This is a genomic window from Streptococcus sp. HF-100, from assembly GCF_015594635.1.
GTDB classification, from domain to species: Bacteria; Bacillota; Bacilli; order Lactobacillales; family Streptococcaceae; genus Streptococcus; species Streptococcus vaginalis.
Genome location: NZ_JADNQV010000001.1, coordinates 63,197 through 82,442 on the forward strand (window position 1 = coordinate 63,197; position 19,246 = coordinate 82,442).

The window sequence follows — 19,246 nt, forward strand, 5'->3', positions numbered from 1 at the left end:
CTGATTCTTTTTTTGTATTATTTTAAAATTATGTCTTTTAATTCATCTTCTACATTTTTTATCTGATTATTGTTTAATGAAAAAAATCATGTATATTAAACTTCATATTTTTATGTATAGTAGGGTAATTTGTTGTTTATTAATCCTAAATCTTACATTTAGTTAGAATCAAATTTTATTTATCAATACATTTTGTGATAGAATATTTTAAAAAGATAACGCTTTATGTTATTATATATAGAATGGAGGTATCTAAAATGACTTTTGCTAGCCGCCTAAAACAGTTAAGAAAAGAAAATGGATATACACAGGTGACACTTGCAACAGCACTTGGCTTATCTAAAGGTACCGTTGCTATGTGGGAAACTGGTAAACGTACACCTGATTATGAAGTTGTAAATCAGTTGGCTGATATATTTGACCGAAGAATTGATTATATACTCGGTTATTCTGACGATGCTACATCACCAAAGTTGTTAGAAGAAGTAGAACAATCTGGTGAATGGGAAACCCAAAGTGAACTTATTGATATATTTAGACAGTATATAAGATTAGATGCATACGGGAAAATGAATGTAAATGCTCTTATAAATAGAGAAACTACACGCTGCCAAGATCAAAATACTGAAGAAAGTGCATCTGGAATAATAATTGGAACAAAAGCTTTGAAAGGAGTTGATCTATGATTCCAGAAAAATATGGAGTAGTGTATACACCCCATGCACTCTCTGATTTTGTCGCTAATCTACTTTTTGAATTAACATCAAACGATAACTCTATTAATTCGATAAAATGTGCGATTGACCCAGCCTGTGGAGAAGGAAGATTGCTTCAGGCTTTAAAAGTTTATTTTAAAGACAAGACAAATTATATCGGTATAGATGTAGACAAGGATGTCATACCAACTTTTCCTGAAGATATCCATTTTATTCATAACGATGCAATCCTTCCAAAAGGGGCATGTGGGACAACAATTGATTACTGGCTGAAAACTTTAGAAAAAATTCAACTAGTTATAGCTAATCCTCCATGGAGCTCTGAGAAGATTTACAGTAAAGCAGACTTGGAGGCTGGTGGTTTTAACTTAATCAAAGGTCAATTTGACAGCTATGTTCTTTTTTTAGAATTGGCATATTCTATTCTTCAAGAAAACGGATATTTTGCATTTATTCTTCCCGATTCTTTGTTTGAGGCTCAAAATGAATGTTTACGTCGCTTTTTGGCTTCAAAAATGCAAATCAAGGTGATAGCTCGATTAGGAGAAAAACTCTTTGAAAATGTGAATCGTGCAACAACTGTTATTATTTGTAAAAAAACACCTCCTACCCCAGATAGTAAAACAACATGTTTTAGACTATCCACTGATGAACGAAAAAAAATCTTATCAGATAACAAGAAACTAATAGCTTCCTATCAAGAGGGAAAACATACTGTTCTTCAGAGACGTTTTATTACAAACGAAGCATGTAATTTTGATATTGATACGCGCGAAGAAGATGAGTCCCTTCTGAAGAAAATTAAAGAAATCGGGATTGATATAAGCAATAAATTTCGATTTGGCAGAGGTGTTGAAATCTCCAAGACAGGAGCCATTACAATATGTCCGCTATGTAGTAATGCTCAAGGCTATAGTAAAAAACAATTAGCCGAGTCAATGAAGAAATGTTCGTTCTGTAAAGAGGAAATAGCAATAAATTCTAATACTATTGAAAAAATTATTCTAAAGAGTGATAATAATGATACATCTCCTATTATTGTTGGAGAAGATGTCCACAGATATTTATGCCAAACAAATAGTTTTATTGTAAACAATATTAAAGGAATCAACTATAAAGATATTTCTCTATTTAGTTCGCCAAAACTTCTTATAAGAAAAACGGGCCTCGGTATTTATGCTTCCATTGATTATACAGATAGTAAAACTAGTCAAACAGTATACATCCTGAAGTTTTTAGATAAAAATTGTCATGAACCGTTGGAGTATTATTTAGCTTTGCTTAATTCTAGGGTGGTTTACTACTATTATCTTAAAACTTATGGTGAAAATGAGTGGAAATCACATCCGTATTTAACAAAGCAAATTATTTTTTCATTACCAATAGCTGAGTACAAAGGGGATGAACTTGATAAAGAAATCGTTGAGTTAGCGAGTAAGTTGCTTGTTTCAAAAAAATATTGCCATGAAACAGATCTTGCTCTCGAAAAGCTAATATTTATTAAATATGGATTAAACTCAGATGAAATTCAAACAATTCTAACAGAGATTAATTCTTTGCCAGATTTAGGAGCTGTGAATAACATGAAGATTAAGGATGTGAACTATGTATAGGTATATAGGAAATAAAACCAAATTGTTGCCACATATTATTAAACATACCAAAGAACTTATTGGGGAAAATGGTACAGTTGTCGATTTGATGGCTGGTACAGGTTCCGTAGCTTTAGAGTTTCGAAAACAAGGTTATGCTGTAATTGCAGCAGATGTAATGACGTATTCTATGCATCATTTAAATACACACTTAAAATTATCTTCAGCTCCGTCTTTTGATGGTCTTAAAGCCAAATTGAATATAAAAGAAACAACTACTGATGCTTATTTAGATGTATTGGATTACTTAAATAAATTACCTGCAATTGAAAGTTTTTTTTACAATGAGTTTTCACCAGATGGAATTCCATCAAACGGTGGCGAACCTAGAAAATATTTTACTTCTCAGAATGCAGGGAAAATAGATGCTATCAGAGAAGAAATTAATGAATGGATTGATGAAGGACTACTAACTATTTTAGAAGAATCATTACTAAAACATACATTAATTCTCGCAACCAATGATGTTGCCAATATTTCTGGAACGTATGGTTATTTTCTATCTTCATTTAGGAAGAATGCGCTAACTGAATTACAATTAAAACCTATTTCATTTATTGAAGAAAATTGCTTCGGACATTCCGTTTTACAAGGTTTTGCAGAAGAACTTGCTAGTAGTATAACAGCAGATTTGTGCTATATTGACCCACCATATATGAAAAGACAATATGCTGCAAATTATCATATCTTAGAAACAATTGCCAGGGGTGATTTCCCAGATGCAATAGGAAAAAGTGGGTTAAGAGATTGGTGGGATCAACATTCTAAACTTTGCACTAAAACGAGAGGTTTAGAGTCATTTGAAACGATTTTTAGAGAAATGAATTGTAACAAGTTCTTAATTAGTTATAGTGAAGATGGCTTGTTTAGTATAGAGCAGCTAAAAGAATGTTTTTCTCAGTTTGGTACAGTATCAGTCCATGAAATTGATTATAATCGTTTTAAAAGCAACAGTAGTACACTACCTCAAAAAATTACAGAATACTTAATATACGTGGAAAGGTAGCAATCACATGGAAAAAATAGATAGAATTTTTTATAGGAAAATCAATCCGTCTGATTTCAAAAAGTTATATGACATTGATAGACCTGCAACTGGGGGAGGTCAAACATATCTTGAAGCAGCTGGCATTTCAAATGAAAGTTTGGTTGATTTTTTATCAATAGCAGAAAAAAATGATAGTCCTAACGACCAAAGGTATACATATACGGCCAAAACGTATACTTTAGGCAATATAGGACTATTTAGAGATTTGGAATTTGCACCAAGAACAAATCGGGCAAATTATAAAATTAGCCGTCAAACTTTGAGACACAAGCATCCTGCGTGGTCTCCTGGAAACAACGGCTTCCCTGTTCCAAATACTGATCCCATAACAGGTGCATATACTTCTGTTGGTAATTTTGTTGGGATAATTGATGATTTGGTTATTTTAATAATAAGAACAACCTATTGTCGCTATTATGCTTCATTTATCAATACTTCAACTATGCCAGCGGGATGGCCAACAGGTATTGGTTTAGAGTCTTTATTTACTGGGAACCGAAGAGGAATTATAAATTTTGATAGGTATAGAGTTGAGTTTATAAACAATTTTTCAAATCCATTTGGTACAGTTGTAAAAATTCCATTGGAATACAATACAGGATTAATCCCTCAGAACAAAGCTAATTATAATCACATTGTTTTTGGTGCTCCAGGTACTGGTAAAAGCTATTCCCTCAATGAGGATAGGAAATCAATGTCAATTTTAGACTCTGATTTTGAACGAGTAACATTTCATGCTGATTATTCTTATGCTCAGTTTGTTGGAACATATAAGCCAGTAACAGTATCTACAGGTGATATCTCATATAAATTTGTTCCAGGTCCATTTATGCGAATTCTAAAAAAAGCATATGCGAATATTATTGACGCTTATGATATAACATCTGGTCAAATCGACACAACAAAAATTAAACCTTATTTACTTCTAATCGAAGAAATTAATAGAGCGCATACAGCAGCAGTCTTTGGTGAAGTATTTCAGCTACTTGATAGAAATGATGATGGTATTAGTGAGTATGAAATACAGCCGAGCGAAGAAATAAAAGAATATCTTTGCGAAAATCTTGGTGGAACTCCTAATGAATATACTTCCATAAAACTTCCAAATAATATGTTCATTTGGTCAACTATGAACAGTGCTGATCAAGGTGTATTCCCTATGGATACAGCATTTAAAAGACGTTGGGATTTCAAATATATAGGGGTTGATGAAGAAGAATTTTATGTAGAAGAAAATCCTAACAGTGGCCAAAAAACAGCAAGAGAAAACCAAGGTGGTGAATTTACAATTGCTGGCGGTACTATTGAATGGAATGTATTGAGAAGAGCAATAAATGCTAAGCTGTCTAATGCAATATTGAGAGTCCACGAAGATAAACTAATGGGGCCGTTTTTCCTAAAAACAATGAACAGTGACGGAAATGTTATAATAAATGACGATGAATTTATAAATCTTTTCTGTAATAAGGTGTTGATGTATCTCTTTGAAGATGCTGCAAAAACAAAACGTGCTCAACTTTTTTCAGGATGTCAAGATACAGATAAACTTAATCGCTATTCTTATATTTGCAAAGAATTCAGAGATAGGGGTGTCGCCATATTTGGAACTGATTTTTTGACGAAGGAATATAGTGAACAACTTTCAGAAAGAGACCATGCAAAAGAAGAAGCCGAATTATAAATTCAGGAGAAGGTGCTATGTCAATTACTTCTGCGTATGTTAGAGAGGATTGGTACTATTCAGTCAAGGATTTGCAAGATACATTTTCTTTTAATACTGAAAGATATCGAACTAGAGAGAATGCTGACAGATATCTTAAACAATATATAAAAGAATTGCTTAGTCGTAATATTCTTAAAGAAAAAAGAAATAATGATATCTCCGATTCTACAGCTGATATAGAATTCAGCAATTATACTGATGATACACTCCTTTCTAACTCAATAAGTTACAAATTTAATTTTGTAGGTATTTTGATAATCCAAAATATTGTTACCTATGTTTATCCTAAATATCTTGGTGAAAGTAATGCTCCACTAGACGATGAACCTGTAACTGAGATGCAACAGGTTATGAGAGTAATTGAAAAGTATAGTAGAGAAAAAGCTCAGCAAGAGATTTACAACATTGATCTATTTGCAGATATAGATCACAAAGGAAGGATTAACACCTTATCTGTGATGTTATATTTATTAGAAGACTATGCTACAAATGGAGATTATGATGAACCATTAGAGATTCTTGAAATTAATGGGAATGGTGAAATCTATTGGCAAAAAACTATTGATGAAACCTATCCTTTGATTTCAAACAATAGACCTTATTATGTGGAAATCTATACTCGGAAAAAGGTTTCAAATGATGCATCATACATAAAGAGACTCCATGCATACGTTGTCAGTCAATGTTCATACGAGATGTCAAAAGCAGGACTTAGCTTGTTTTATAACCTTCCAATAGTAGAAATTTCTGAAGAAGAACAAGATGCATTCGGAGACAATGATTATATAATTAGTCGTATTGATTCAGAACTTAGTAAAATATTTGATGAGCGAAAAATACAAGTGTTAAGGGCAATTCGCTTGTATTTCTTGAGTCAGAGAATCCTTACAGGTGATACTGAAATACAAATAATGGGGACACGCTCTTTTAACCTTATTTGGGAAGAAGTATGTGCTAAAGTATTTCGAAGTCAGAAAGGTGACACAAAGACAAGGCATCCAAATATTTATGAGATTGAACCTTTTATTAATTATAAGAAAATCAATAAAAGGTTTGAACATGAGCCTCCAATTCTTGTAGAATTAATACAACAACCAATCTGGAAGAGATATAGAAAAGGCAGTAAAGGAATACCAAAAAGAACTTTTAATCCTGATTATATTCGATTTGAAAAACTAAAGAAGTCTTCAAGTTATGCTTTTTATATTCTTGATGCTAAATACTATTGTCCTGTATGGAATGATACAAATATTCAAGGACAACCAGGAATTGAAGATATCGCAAAACAATATCTTTATTATTTATCCTATCAAGAAATTTTGGCTAAATATAATATCAAGGAAGTTAAAAATTATTTTTTAATGCCTAAAAGAGCAAGTGATTCTGAAATTCCTGGTTTTGTAAAGTTGGATATGTTAAAACAGCTTGGTCTCGGAGTTATTGAAGTAAGAATGCTTTCACCGGATGTTCTCTATGACAATTATTTGAAAGATAAACATATAAATCTCTCAGAATTACAATGATAAACGCAGATATAAGAACGGCAACTATTTTCTGCGTTTATCAAATATTTAACAAAAAAATAAGACAGTAACTATTCTTGGGTTACTGCCTTATTTTTTTACACATATTATACTAAAGTGAAAAAATAAACATAGCACTCCAATTGAGAAAATTCTTTGTAGTTCTGTTTTAACCAATACAAAAATAAAGAGCTAAAAATTTACTTAGAAGCTTGAAGTCTTATCTACAAAATATTGAATCTGTAAATCACTTAGATAATGTTTAGTATATTTCCTAATATCTATCCTCTTACTCCTCAATAGGCGTGAAGTTACCTATTATTTTCCCAATTATACGAGGATTTTCTTTGTAAGGCGCATAAATATCATCATACTTCTTGTTTATTGAAACAAGTCGTAGATAGCTTTTATGAAGATACACTTTTTTACATAGGTTTGATTGTTAAATTCCACTGCATAAATTTGTCCATCTTCAATATTTGTTGATTGCTTAATCAATACTACATCTCCATCAGGCAATTCATACTCCATTGAGTCACATACAACCCATGAGGCGAAATCATGAGGGATATTCTCAGTTGAATAAGTAAGAGTATAATCTACATCTCCAAAGTAGGAGTAGCTAGTTGCAGCAGAAAGACCTTCATAGGTTTTATAACTGAATAGATCGACTACTTTGTTGTCGAATTTTTCCTGTTCTTCAAGCAATTCTGAGGAATAGACGACAACTTTAAAATCAAATAAGCTAAAAACGCTCTAAAATCATTAAATTGATATTAAAGTGTTTTTTATTGTCAAAATATACAATTGAAAAAATTTCCAGTTTTTTTAAAATCACTATCTCAGATGACAATTTAATCAAAATATGATATAATACAGAAAAAGTAAAAATAACAAAAGTAACTTACAAAAGTAAAAGAAAAAAAGTAAATAGATAGCCACGGCGGATATTCCTTTCATCGTTTAGAAGGAGTCGCTGTGGTTATCGTTGTTGCTGAGCTAATTAATTGCTCTTATTACTTAGATGAAGTTACTTTTGTTATTGAATTAATTTAAATAATAATAACGATCAATGAAAGTACTCATCGATATTCTCTTTATGCCATTTGGGGCACAAAGGAGAACGGTACTGATTTGGTCGTTTTTTTGTATTGCCATCGAAAAACCCAGTCAGAACCTTCAGTCATAATAAAAAGGAGGTGCTATGAAGTTCGTTTGTTATAAACATTCGCTGATTCTAGGCGATAATAATATCGTTACAAAGCAATTGATTGCACTCAAACATGATGATGGCACATTACAATTCACTGATTTTCATAGATATGTAAAATCCGCCACAAAGATTAAGGCTATTTCAGACGATGGAAACAAACGTTTTTCCTACGTTGTTAAGTTCTTAAACTTTCTATTTGGAACAGTTGGTTTAAACAATCTTGATCAACTAACTTTTGAAATGGTCAAGGAGTTTTTTACACTTTATGGTTTAGCGCAACTACCAGAGGATAGAAAAAATAGAAAGAAAAGTACAGTCGAAAAATGCGTAAATGCAGTTCTTGATTTTTTAACTCTATACTTGAGTAAACGAAAAGGGAAGGCTAAATTGAAGCCTGAGGACCTTTATTCTATCAATACATTCACTAATAGACAAGGTAAAGTCATTAAACGGAAAGAACTGAATTTTGAGATATTTGTTGATGAAAGCAACACACAGAAGTCAATTTTTAGAGATATGCCAAACAGCGCCTTTGAAATGCTCTTTGCTCACATTGCTCAATATCACAAGGATTTACTTATGGTTGTTGCTTTGGGAGCATTTGTTGGTTTGAGACCATCAGAAGCATGTAATGTAAGACGTGAAGATAGTCCTTTGGGAGCAGGTATCATATTCCACCAGAGTGATAATCAAGTATTTAAAATTGAGATTGATCTGCGAAAAGAAATGCCCCTTAGAAGTGATTTAAAGCCAACTGGACGAATTAAAAAGGAAAGACTTCAAGCTGTACCTTATATCTTCTTGGAAGTCTTTTTAGACACTTATAATGACTATATGAGCTATCTAGAGGGTAAAAGGTATGAGAAAGATTATGGTCCATTAAACCTTAACAAGCAAGGGAAAGCATTGTCATACGATGTGTACTATCAACGATTTCGTAAGATTATTCGCGAAGAAATTATCCCAATATTTCTTAAATCTGATGACGCAGAGGTTGTCTTTTTTGGTCAACTTTTACAAGAAAATAATATCTCGCCTCATATATTTAGGCACTGGTATACCACTCAATTAGTGTTATCAGGTGTTAATGAAGTTAGTGAACTAATGTCTGCTAGAGGAGACAATTCACCAGAGAGCGCTTGGGTATATTTACAAAATAAAGGAGAAATTGCAAAACAGTACGGTCAGGTGAACAATGGTGTTTTTGATTATATGAATTGGCAAGCAGGAAAATTGTTTGGAGAACATTGAAAGGAGGAGTAGCTGTTGGTAGTCGATTTAAAAAGTTATCTTGAAAAAATTCTAATCGAGCTAAGTGTGGATACAATAAAACACCGTGACAAAGTCAGTGGATTTTTACTAGACAATGATTGGTTTGGTGTGTCTATAAACCTTGATGATTATACTATCGTTGAAAAAGATGCTGAAATTCTTAAAAATCACATCAAAAACTATCTAACAACACCTCCAGGAGTTAAGAGTATGGAAGGAGTCTTTTCAAAAAAATTTCCTTCTACAAGTGAATTATTCGTACAATTTGCTGAAGAACAAAAGCTGAGTGAAACCAATCGTTTCTATCTACTTGATTTTTTAGCATATTACTTAACAAAAGATTTGTTTCTATATAGTGATGCTGAAGTGGAGACCTTAGTAGAAGTAGCAACAGAAGTTCTTACGAAGTTACAAGGCAATATCCTCATTCAATTTATTAAATGGCTACTCAATAAAGGCGTTACTCGTTATCGAGTAAGTTTTGAAATGACGAAGCGTTACACGATTGAGAGTGCAAATGGAGCGTATGAATTAGATGAATACCTTGAATTAATGTATTACCTATTCAACGAGGACTACATCATAAAAAATGATATGTTTTGTAAAGCAGCTAGTTCAAAAAATTATGCAGATACATGGTTGTATCTAGGGTTACATTTTATTTGCGCACTAAGATCAACAGACTTAGAAAGATTAGGACATCCTAAATTAACAAGAGAGCCATTAGAAGTTTTAGAAGCAGTAGTAGATGGAACTTGGAGTGGTAGTGAAGCTAGAAGGACTTTACTAAGTATTACAACAAGATTGACTTATTTAAACTTAACACCTAATAAAACCAAAAACGCTTCTAATGTTACTCAGCTAAAGTTTCATGTCCCAGAAAGTTGTCAGGTTCTTATTGGAACGTTATTGGCTATCTGTGAGGCACATTTCCAACTTCAAATACCATACAATGCAGAAAATCCATTGATCAGACAAATTAAAACTTATGAAAAGATTACTAGTTATATGGGGGATGAAATCGGAAATTTATTTTTAGAGCGTAACTTTAGTAGTCGTTCTGCAAACAAGTCTTACTTACAATCTGTCGCAATGTTAGCAGATGATGTTCTTGAAGAAAAGTCAGAACTGAATATTAAAGGTTATTTTTTAGCAGCATTAGCTCGTAGCCATAAAGGTAATTTTAATGAATTTGCGCAAACTACAACAACGTATCTAAAAGATGCCCAACTTGGACAACTAAAACCTGAAATGGTTGCAAAAGAATTATTTGAGCGAGGCGTATTATCCATGATTCCGTCTATGCTCTTGACCATTGTAACTAGAGGAAAGTATAAAGAATTAAGTCCAAGCCAACAAACTCAAATGATTAAAAGTTTAGATTTAACACCAGTAGAAATTGAGAAAACTTTAGAATTGAGCGTTAAGGCTGATTTGCGCTCTCAACAAGCTTTAAAAACTCTAGTTGAAAACAACGTTGAACCTGAACAATTACTGACAATCTGTCATCGAATTGGCAACGGAGAGGCTTTCTCTAAGCAGGGAGAAAGTATGTGTCTCTTGTCTGCGTTAGGGAAACTATGCCCCTATGATGACCGTCAACATTGTGTTGGCTGCCAGTATGAATTACAAACAAAATCTACCTTGCTTTTGTTAATTGGTGAGTTTAATCGTCTCAATAAACAATATCAAAAATTAAAGAATGAACTTGAACGAGGAAAGGTTCGAGCCATTCTTGAGCAGCAGATTAAACCATGTCTTACAGAAATGTTAGAAGCATTATCAGAACAGTATGGCGAAGCTGTATTATCTGATTATGAGGATATTATCAAGGAGTTAGTCAGTTGAATAATCAATTAAAATTATTTCGTAAAGTAAATGAAATTGTCCTATTTGATGACAATATGATTGAGAGCGCAAAAGAATGTTTTCAAGCCTATGTTGAAAAAGGGATTATCCTAACAACCAATTTTGAAGAAAATAAATGGGCAACAACTAATGAATATTCTAACGTTAGCTTCATTTTTAACTTGAATAAATTCCAATATAAAAGGTTTTATGAACAAGTATTTCAAGTATCTTTTGATGATTTTGTTACCTACTTAAAGAGTTTTATTGTGCTATCTATGGAACATCATGTTTTAATCACACTCCAAGCCTTTTTAAGAGATATAAAGAAATTAGTCAAAGAACTAAAAGTGAACGAAGTCTTCTCGTTAGCAAATATGAAGATTTCCAACCCCTCAGTATGTATAGATTTTCTTTCTACACTACCATGTTTAGAGAGTAACGAATTAACACAACTGATTGAGCAACTAGATGAACTTTTAAATGTTAGTTATCAACTGAACACTAAAAAACAGCGAAAGTTAGCCCAATTTCAATCCTATTTTTTATTTAATGATATTTTAAACGACTATTGGGTTAAACCATTATCAGATGATGAAAGATTATTTTACTACCCTCTTTACTTATGGTGGCAAATAACAGCAGTAGTACCGCTTAGACCAAGGGAGTTTTTGCTCACTCAGAGAAATTGTCTCACAGAAAAAAACGGAAATTATTACTTAACTCTCAGACGAAATAACTTAAAAGGAAAAGACAAGGGAGTATCCCATAAAATTTCAGAGGATTATTATTTAACAACTTACGAAGTACCATTTAAGCTTGCGAGTGAGATTCTAAATTATTTAGAGCTAACCAAAGACTTATCATCTACACAGTTAGATACCCTATTTGTGACAGACTCTCATTATCGGAAATGGAAACGTATTGCTGGTACTAAAAACCGTTTCTTGACGTACAGTAACTTAAATACAATTTTAAAATATTTCTTTAATGAGATTGTATCTCAACAGTATGGGTATTTTGTCCATCATATCAATTCCCCAAATCAATTAGAAGATCATGAGATTAATTTCATTCATATTGGAGATACGAGACACATTGCAATGATCAACCTGATAGCAGAAGGAGCTAGTCCAGTAACAGCAATGCTCTTAGCTGGACATGATAGTGTCACAACATCTTCACATTATTTTTCAAATCTGAGTCAGTTTATTGAATGTAGGAGCTATCAGCTTTATCGTAAATTAACAAACTCTCAAACGTCTTACGCTATAAGTAAAACTCAACATAAATACACCATTAATAAAAACTATGTTCCTCTTGATAATAAGGGCAGATGTTATTCACCTCGATTTGCGGAAGGTGATTATTCAGACTGTCTTAAAGTCATTAGCTCACATGCAGAGCTTGGTGCTTGTACTAGTTGTCCATTTTACAGAAAAGCTGGAAAAGATTATTTCTCTATGGATAAATCCTTTAAGAAATCAATCGACGAGGAAGCTTTAATTGTAGATGAGGCTATAAAAAGAGTTCGACAAGGAAAGGGGAATATAGAAGATATTGGTGAGGCGTTATTAAAACTTAAAACAGTTAGTCGTTCTTATCAAGAGTATCTAACTGAAAAACATTTATCCTTACAGGAGTTCTCAAATGGCTAGAAAGAAGTATATTGATAATCAAGAATTGCTATTATTATTTGAACATTATTTACTGGAACATTGTTCGAATAATCCTAGACTATTCAAAATTCCACAGTTTGGAAATTATCTTAGAAACAACGGATTTCCGCAAGTTGCAGACACAACTATTAGAAGAAACAAAGAATTTAGACAAGCCCTTAATGATAAATTGGAACTATTTGAGGACGACACCTATCAAACAGTTATAACGTATAAAACTCTAGATGTGGAACGTTTCTTAATGACCAATAGAACCCCAAAAGCAATCAAATCAGCATTGATGGAGCTTAACAATTATTATAAAAGAGTTGTTGATGCAGCAATAGAATATAAGGAAGAAGCCAGTAAGCTCAAAACAAGAGTTTCAGAGTTGAAAAATGAGGTAGCACAACTTAATGAAAAGAATGCTGAAATTAAGGAGCAGACAGCGTTAAGCAAAGAATTATTAGAAGAAAACAAAAAGTTAAGGAAGCTTCTTAAAACTAGTTTGTATCCTGAGATTGTTAATGAATTGTTAAAAGAAGAAGGGTTGTTAAAGTCTGATCAGCAACTTGTAACTAAGAAGTATCTAAGTGAAAATATTATCACCTCAGATTCAAAAATATCTTTTGAAAAGCATACTCATACTGAAAAGCAAATAAGCAAAAGTAAGATTTTGGAAATTAAAGACTTACTGGATAACAAGACTAAGTATTAGGAGGAGAAAATGTCAGACTTAATCACTGATTTTCCAGCTTTATTGAACTATTGGGACTTTGACAAGAATATCAAAATAGATGTAGAAAAAATACCAATTTCCAGTAAAAGACACATTAACTGGAAATGTCCTACCTGTTCTTATGAATGGAAAGCAAGTGCATCAAAATCTTATAAGAATATCCAAAATCATTCAAAAATCTGTCCTGTATGTGAGCTTGGAGAAGTGTTTATAAAAGGGGAAAACTCTATATCTGCAAGGATTCCTAACTTTCTAAGGTACATAAACTTTCATTATGAAAATATAGAAACCATTCAGGAAGAGATTGATAATTTATCTTTTTCTTCAAAGAGGTTATTTCACTTCAAATGTCCTACCTGTCATGTTAGTTGGAAAGATGTAGCAAACACTTCTAAATTAACCAATAAACATAATCAAGAGCTTATTCATGTCGGATGTAATGAGAATACACATTTTGTAGCTTACACTAAAGCATACCCTAATCTTCGGAAAATTTATCTTCCAGGGGAGCAAAACGATGTAGAGTTTAATGATTTGAAGTTAAATGACAATGTTACAATCCCTAGAAATTGGAAATGCGACAAATGTGACCATATCTTTAAGTTGTCTATTGATCAGCTAATTTCAAGAATCAAAAGAGATAGTTTCTATTGTACTAACTGTAAAGCTACATTCGATACCCCAATTAAAGCGAAAGCCAACCCCTTATTACATACAGATAGAAATCTTTTTAAGCAATTTATTCCAACTCATGTAAAAAGTAATATGATTGATAGTTTATCCGACATCTTAGTAAGATGGCAGTGTTTTAAATGTCATGGTCAATATGAATGTAGTGTTGTCAAAAGGCATCTTGAAGGCTGCCCTTATTGTGATAATAAATTGATGTTAAAAGGATATAATACTTTACAAGAAACTCATCCTTATTTAGAGAAATTTTGGGATAAAAGTAATGATAAACCTATTTCTGAATACTGGTATAAGTCTTCTAAATGTATAAATTGGAAATGCCCTTGTTGCAAAGTCAGTTTTTATTGTAGTCCTATTGAAATGATTTCAAGAACCGACTTAGAGAATAGTAATTTTCAAACTTGTCCTAATCATTGTGATTGGGATATACTTGTTTTTAACAATGATATACTCTATAATTTCCCAAAATTACAGGAAGAATGGAGCGATAAAAATGGATTGCCTGTTCATTTAGCATTGAGCCACATTGAAACAAAAAAATATTGGTGGAAGTGTTCTGTTTGTCAAGGTGAATACCTTTGTTCAATTCCAATAAGAAAAGAAGTAATAGATAGCTGTCCATATTGTAATAACGAGCAAGCATTAAAATGTTATAATACAATTGCAGATACTTATCCTGAGTTGTGTGACCTTTGGAGTAGCAAGAATTTAGAAAAACCTGATGAGGTGACAAAATCGGTAGAATCCGAGAATAAAATATTTAATTGGATTTGTGATTGTTGTGATTTAGAATTTCAGGAGAGATTAGGGACTGTTCTAGATGTATTTACCAACAATAATTCTAATAAACTTAACTCTATATGTCTTTACTGTAATAAAAAAATTCCTAAACCAAATGAAACACTGAGCTATGTTAAACCGTACTTAAACAATGAATGGGTAAAAGAACTTAATGGTGATATTGATATCTTCTTTTATAATTCAAATACTTTAACCAATTGGATTTGTCGAAAATGTCACAGAAGTTTTAAAGCAAAAATTTCTGAACGCCACGAAAACGACCAATGTTGTCCATATTGTTCATTTAAAAAGACTGCAAAAGGTTATAACGATCTTGAAACAACACATCCTTGGTTAATTAAAGAATGGTCTACATTAAATAAACAAGAAATGTCTTCAGTGAGAGTTAATTCAACATATACCGCATGGTGGAAATGTCCTGTATGCACTGGAGAATATCAGCAAGTCATAAAAGAAAAATTTTACAGAGAAAATTCTTGTCCATATTGTAGGAATCAAAAAGTTTTAAAAGGATTTAATGACTTAGCAACGACACAACAAAGTCTAATGCCTGAGTGGGATTATTTGAATAACCTCCTAATAGCAAGTCCAACTGAAATCACAGAGTTGAGTAATATGTCTGTATGGTGGATATGTCAGGAAAACACAGATCATCGTTATAAAATTCAAGTTAAAGAAAGAATGGCATACAGAAAGCGAAATAAAAAGGCATGTTCGATTTGCAAAGGTTACAGAAGAAAGCAAGAACATTTTGTACAGTTTAAAAAGATATAACAAAAATAAGAACACTTTAAATAATATAAAGTGTTCTTATTTTGATAAAATGTACATTTGAAAAGTTTTTAGTTTTCACTTAAATAAAGTACACATTATAGCAGATGAATAACTTTTAAAATTTCCAGTATTCACTTAAATAAAATACATAATTAAGAATAATTAGCTCTAAAAAAATTTTTGGTTATCTCTAAAAGAAACGAATCTTTCAATAGACCCTTACACATATCTTTCCGAAAAACTATAATTTTCTTGAAAAAAATACAGGAGTGTGCTATACTTCTATTTATAGAAAATGATGGAGAATATCTTAATGAAACGCGAAATATTGTTAGAAAGAATTGAAAAACTAAAGGCCATCATGCCTTGGTACGTTTTGGAATACTATCAGTCTAAATTGACTGTTCCATACAGTTTTACAACCTTATATGAATATCTCAAAGAATATGATCGCTTTTTTCATTGGATTTTAGACTCTGGAATTGCTGATGGGTCGCAGATTGCAGAAATTCCTCTGTCAGTATTGGAAAATATGACTAAAAAAGATATGGAAGCGTTTATTCTTTACTTACGGGAGCGTCCATTGCTTAATGCTAATACTACACAGAACGGAGTATCGCAAACCACCATTAATCGCACTCTTTCTGCTCTCTCTAGCCTTTATAAATATTTAACTGAAGAGGTGGAAAATGAGAATGGGGAACCTTATTTCTATCGTAATGTCATGAAAAAAGTGTCTACTAAGAAAAAGAGAGAGACTTTAGCTGCGCGCGCTGAAAACATCAAACAAAAACTCTTTTTGGGCGAAGAAACTGAACAATTTTTGAATTATATTGATGAAGAATACCCTAAAAATTTATCAAATCGGGCTCTCTCCTCTTTTGACAAAAATAAAGAGCGAGATTTGGCAATCATAGCACTGCTTCTTGCATCTGGTGTTCGTCTATCCGAGGCAGTAAATCTTGATTTGAAAGACCTAAATCTCAAAATGATGGTCATTGAAGTTACTCGTAAGGGCGGGAAAAGAGATTCTGTCAATGTTGCAGCTTTTGCCAAAGCTTATTTGGAAAGGTATCTGGAGGTTCGCTCTAAACGTTACAAAGCTGAAAAATCAGACACTGCCCTCTTTTTGACAGAATATAGAGGTGTTCCTAACCGGATTGATGCTTCTAGTGTAGAAAAGATGGTTGCTAAGTATTCTGAAGATTTCAAAGTTCGAGTGACACCTCACAAACTCCGCCATACGCTGGCTACTCGACTTTATGATGCTACTAAATCTCAAGTTTTGGTCAGTCATCAGCTAGGACATGCCAGCACTCAAGTTACAGACCTCTACACCCATATTGTTAATGACGAACAAAAAAATGCATTGGATAACTTATAAAATAAAAAATTTGCATAATTTAAGGTATGCAAATTTTTTATTTGAATTGAGCTAAATGCTGCTAGTTTGTGCCCATGCTCATAGTTTCTGGTAGGGTACTACCGCCGTCAATGACAATTTGAGATCCTGTAAGATAGGAGGATTCGTCACTACCTAAAAAGGCAAAGAGTTCCCCTACTTCTTGCGGTTTAGCTAATCTTTTCATTGGGACAGCGGTCGCAATATCTTGAATAGGAACTTCTGGATGTTCTGGGTTGGATTCCAAGGCCATTTTTTCGACCATCGGTGTCCGAGCATAGCCTAGCTGGCTGCAGTTAACTCGGATATTGCGATCGGCATATTCTACTGCCAAGGCCTTGGTTAAGCCGACCAGAGCTGCCTTGGTCATCGCGTAAGCTGCTTCTCCAGCATCAGCAACCAAATCGCCTGTTACAGATGATGCGATGACGATAGCGCCTGCTCTCTGTTTCAACATGGGCTTGATGGTTGCCTGACAAGTGTTCCAAACTCCCTTGATATTGACATTAATATGTTGATCCCGTATCTGGTCTGTCATTTCTTCAAAGGGCGCCAGCTTGCAGATACCAGCATTACAGCAGGCAATATCAAGATGCCCAAAGGCTTGGATAGTCTGAGAGACAGCCGCTTCCAAATCTTCTAGACGACTGACATCACCGATATAGCTGATAATATCTATTTGGTAGCTGTCACGAAGTTCTTGAGCAGTTGCTTCTACTTGAGGGTCTCGATCGAAAAGGCAGAGCTTGGCGCCATATTTAGCATAGACTGAGGCAATGCCCTGACCCAGACCGACAGCCGCTCCAGTAATCAAAGCAACTTTTCCATCTAATTTAGCCATAGTAACCATCCTTTCTAAAACGAAGAAGTTTGACAGATTTTTGTGACATTTTATGATGTATTTCTAACTTTAGTCTAGTACTTTTCTAGTTGCTTGTCAATATAATAATGAAGGAAAACCTCGCATTTGCTATGATGTTTCGTCCTCTTTATAAAAAATCTATCCAATAATTTCTGTAGGGTTCGATAATAAGGAACTTGCTCCAAAGCGGATATTCTCCAAGCGATTATTGGCTGTGGTGTATCCCAGAAGCATCTGAACATTCTGATAACCAACTTCTTCAAACTATAGAAAAAACATCCTTAGTTAAATAAATGTAAGAATGTTTTTATTTTGTTATAGTCTTGTGATTTAGCCAACCACTGCTTCTGCAATTTCTTCTTGGCTAATTCCAGCGAAATAGCGAGAAATATCCAGGTTTTCAAGAGCATTTAAAACATCTTCTCTTTCATATTTAACACCCTTGAGGACTTCTTCTACTGCTGCTACATCTTCGATTCCAAAGAAATCTCCGTAAATTTTGATGTTTTCGATTTTTGACTGAACAACATTGGCAAAGATTTCCACTTTACCGCTAGTAAATTTGGTACTACGATGAACATTGTACTCTGGCGATTTGCCATAGTTCCAATCCCAAGTAGCAAATTTAGTTTCCTTGATATGGTTGATTTCAGCTAGTTCATCATCGGAGAAGACATATTCTGTCATTTCTGGATATTCTTTCTTCATATAGTCTAGCAGGAGGTCGCGAAATTGCTCGACAGTAATCTTTTCAGGCAATTCATCAATGATATTGGTTACACGAGCTCGAACAGACTTAACACCTTTGGACTCGAACTTGTCCTTGGAAACTTTTAAGGCATTCGCTAAGACGGATAATTCTACGTCAAAAAGCAGGCAGCCGTGGTGCATGATTCGACCATTGATGTAGGCCTGAGCATTGCCACAGAATTTTTTCCCGTCAATTTCCAGATCGTTTCGCCCCGTAAATTCTGCTTTTACACCTAATGCTTCCAAAGTCTTGATGACCGGAATAGAGAAGCTCTTAAAATCAAAGGCTTTGTTCTCAGATTCTTTGGAAATAATGGTGTAGTTAAGATTGTTATAGTCATGATAGACAGCTCCGCCTCCACTGATACGACGAACAACCTCAATGCCATTTTCACGTACAAAATCTCGATTGATTTCCTCCACGGTATTCTGATGACGTCCGACAATGATAGAGGGTTTATTGATCCAAAGCAAGAAAATCATATCTTCATCAAGGAGATGCTTGAAAGCATATTCCTCAAGAGCGATATTAAAAGCTGTATCGTTACTATTATTGATAATGTATTTCATAGTGC

13 protein-coding genes and 1 pseudogene are annotated in these 19,246 nt (G+C 33.3%); 11 read left to right on the forward strand and 3 right to left on the reverse strand.

Annotation, left to right across the window (positions count from 1 at the left end):
• Positions 1 to 257 precede the first annotated feature (257 nt).
• From IYQ23_RS00320 to IYQ23_RS00340, 5 genes are read left to right on the forward strand one after another with little or no spacing between them, the layout of a single operon-like run.
• A complete protein-coding gene (locus IYQ23_RS00320) occupies positions 258 to 686 on the forward strand; it encodes a helix-turn-helix domain-containing protein (protein ID WP_125341513.1) in 429 nt (142 codons plus the stop codon).
• On the forward strand, positions 683 to 2,329 hold the full coding sequence (locus IYQ23_RS00325; protein ID WP_195673749.1) for an N-6 DNA methylase: 1,647 nt from the start codon (positions 683 to 685) through the stop codon (positions 2,327 to 2,329). Before IYQ23_RS00320 ends, IYQ23_RS00325 begins: the two co-directional genes overlap by 4 nt.
• Complete coding sequence (locus tag IYQ23_RS00330; RefSeq protein ID WP_195673750.1) at positions 2,322 to 3,374, forward strand: DNA adenine methylase; 1,053 nt, start codon at positions 2,322 to 2,324, stop codon at positions 3,372 to 3,374. The genes IYQ23_RS00325 and IYQ23_RS00330 overlap by 8 nt, the downstream gene beginning before the upstream one ends.
• 7 nt (positions 3,375 to 3,381) lie before the next feature.
• Positions 3,382 to 5,097 (forward strand): AAA family ATPase, encoded by a 1,716-nt coding sequence (locus IYQ23_RS00335; protein WP_195673751.1) that lies wholly within the window; start codon positions 3,382 to 3,384, stop codon positions 5,095 to 5,097.
• A 17-nt stretch (positions 5,098 to 5,114) separates the two neighbouring features.
• Positions 5,115 to 6,662: an LlaJI family restriction endonuclease gene (locus IYQ23_RS00340; RefSeq protein ID WP_195673752.1), complete on the forward strand. Its 1,548-nt coding sequence runs from the start codon at positions 5,115 to 5,117 to the stop codon at positions 6,660 to 6,662.
• A gap of 289 nt (positions 6,663 to 6,951) precedes the next feature.
• On the opposite strand, the pseudogene IYQ23_RS09705 reads toward IYQ23_RS00340, so the two are convergent.
• Positions 6,952 to 7,193, reverse strand: a pseudogene (locus tag IYQ23_RS09705) (S24 family peptidase).
• 673 nt (positions 7,194 to 7,866) lie between these two features.
• Between IYQ23_RS09705 and IYQ23_RS00350 the strand changes: the two are divergent.
• From IYQ23_RS00350 to xerS, 6 genes are all read left to right on the forward strand, one after another.
• Entirely contained in the window at positions 7,867 to 9,126 is a 1,260-nt protein-coding gene (locus IYQ23_RS00350) for a site-specific integrase (RefSeq protein WP_195673753.1), read from the forward strand.
• Positions 9,127 to 9,141: 15 nt separating this feature from the next.
• Positions 9,142 to 10,995: a hypothetical protein gene (locus tag IYQ23_RS00355; protein ID WP_195673754.1), complete on the forward strand. Its 1,854-nt coding sequence runs from the start codon at positions 9,142 to 9,144 to the stop codon at positions 10,993 to 10,995.
• Entirely contained in the window at positions 10,992 to 12,653 is a 1,662-nt protein-coding gene (locus IYQ23_RS00360) for a hypothetical protein (RefSeq protein ID WP_195673755.1), read from the forward strand. Before IYQ23_RS00355 ends, IYQ23_RS00360 begins: the two co-directional genes overlap by 4 nt.
• Positions 12,646 to 13,371, forward strand: coding sequence for a hypothetical protein (locus IYQ23_RS00365; RefSeq protein WP_195673756.1), 726 nt, complete (start codon positions 12,646 to 12,648; stop codon positions 13,369 to 13,371). The genes IYQ23_RS00360 and IYQ23_RS00365 overlap by 8 nt, the downstream gene beginning before the upstream one ends.
• A 9-nt stretch (positions 13,372 to 13,380) precedes the next feature.
• Positions 13,381 to 15,657 (forward strand): zinc-ribbon domain-containing protein, encoded by a 2,277-nt coding sequence (locus tag IYQ23_RS00370; RefSeq protein WP_195673757.1) that lies wholly within the window; start codon positions 13,381 to 13,383, stop codon positions 15,655 to 15,657.
• A 313-nt stretch (positions 15,658 to 15,970) separates the two neighbouring features.
• Positions 15,971 to 17,041: a tyrosine recombinase XerS gene (xerS, locus tag IYQ23_RS00375; protein WP_022525845.1), complete on the forward strand. Its 1,071-nt coding sequence runs from the start codon at positions 15,971 to 15,973 to the stop codon at positions 17,039 to 17,041.
• A gap of 61 nt (positions 17,042 to 17,102) precedes the next feature.
• Here xerS and ucpA read toward each other — a convergent pair whose 3' ends face one another.
• On the reverse strand, positions 17,103 to 17,900 hold the full coding sequence (gene ucpA, locus IYQ23_RS00380; RefSeq protein WP_022525846.1) for an SDR family oxidoreductase UcpA: 798 nt from the start codon (positions 17,898 to 17,900) through the stop codon (positions 17,103 to 17,105).
• 351 nt (positions 17,901 to 18,251) lie between these two features.
• Positions 18,252 to 19,241 carry a lipoate--protein ligase gene (locus IYQ23_RS00385; protein ID WP_022525847.1) on the reverse strand — a complete coding sequence of 330 codons (990 nt, stop codon included), beginning with the start codon at positions 19,239 to 19,241 and terminating at the stop codon, positions 18,252 to 18,254.
• Positions 19,242 to 19,246 lie beyond the last annotated feature (5 nt).

Coding starts and splice junctions, on each gene's coding strand:
- IYQ23_RS00320 (WP_125341513.1), top strand. CDS start 258: ATGACTTTTGCTAGCCGCCTAAAACAGTTAAGAAAAGAAAATGGATAT.
- IYQ23_RS00325 (WP_195673749.1), top strand. CDS start 683: ATGATTCCAGAAAAATATGGAGTAGTGTATACACCCCATGCACTCTCT.
- IYQ23_RS00330 (WP_195673750.1), top strand. CDS start 2,322: ATGTATAGGTATATAGGAAATAAAACCAAATTGTTGCCACATATTATT.
- IYQ23_RS00335 (WP_195673751.1), top strand. CDS start 3,382: ATGGAAAAAATAGATAGAATTTTTTATAGGAAAATCAATCCGTCTGAT.
- IYQ23_RS00340 (WP_195673752.1), top strand. CDS start 5,115: ATGTCAATTACTTCTGCGTATGTTAGAGAGGATTGGTACTATTCAGTC.
- IYQ23_RS00350 (WP_195673753.1), top strand. CDS start 7,867: ATGAAGTTCGTTTGTTATAAACATTCGCTGATTCTAGGCGATAATAAT.
- IYQ23_RS00365 (WP_195673756.1), top strand. CDS start 12,646: ATGGCTAGAAAGAAGTATATTGATAATCAAGAATTGCTATTATTATTT.
- IYQ23_RS00370 (WP_195673757.1), top strand. CDS start 13,381: ATGTCAGACTTAATCACTGATTTTCCAGCTTTATTGAACTATTGGGAC.
- xerS (WP_022525845.1), top strand. CDS start 15,971: ATGAAACGCGAAATATTGTTAGAAAGAATTGAAAAACTAAAGGCCATC.
- ucpA (WP_022525846.1), bottom strand. CDS start 17,900: ATGGCTAAATTAGATGGAAAAGTTGCTTTGATTACTGGAGCGGCTGTC.
- IYQ23_RS00385 (WP_022525847.1), bottom strand. CDS start 19,241: ATGAAATACATTATCAATAATAGTAACGATACAGCTTTTAATATCGCT.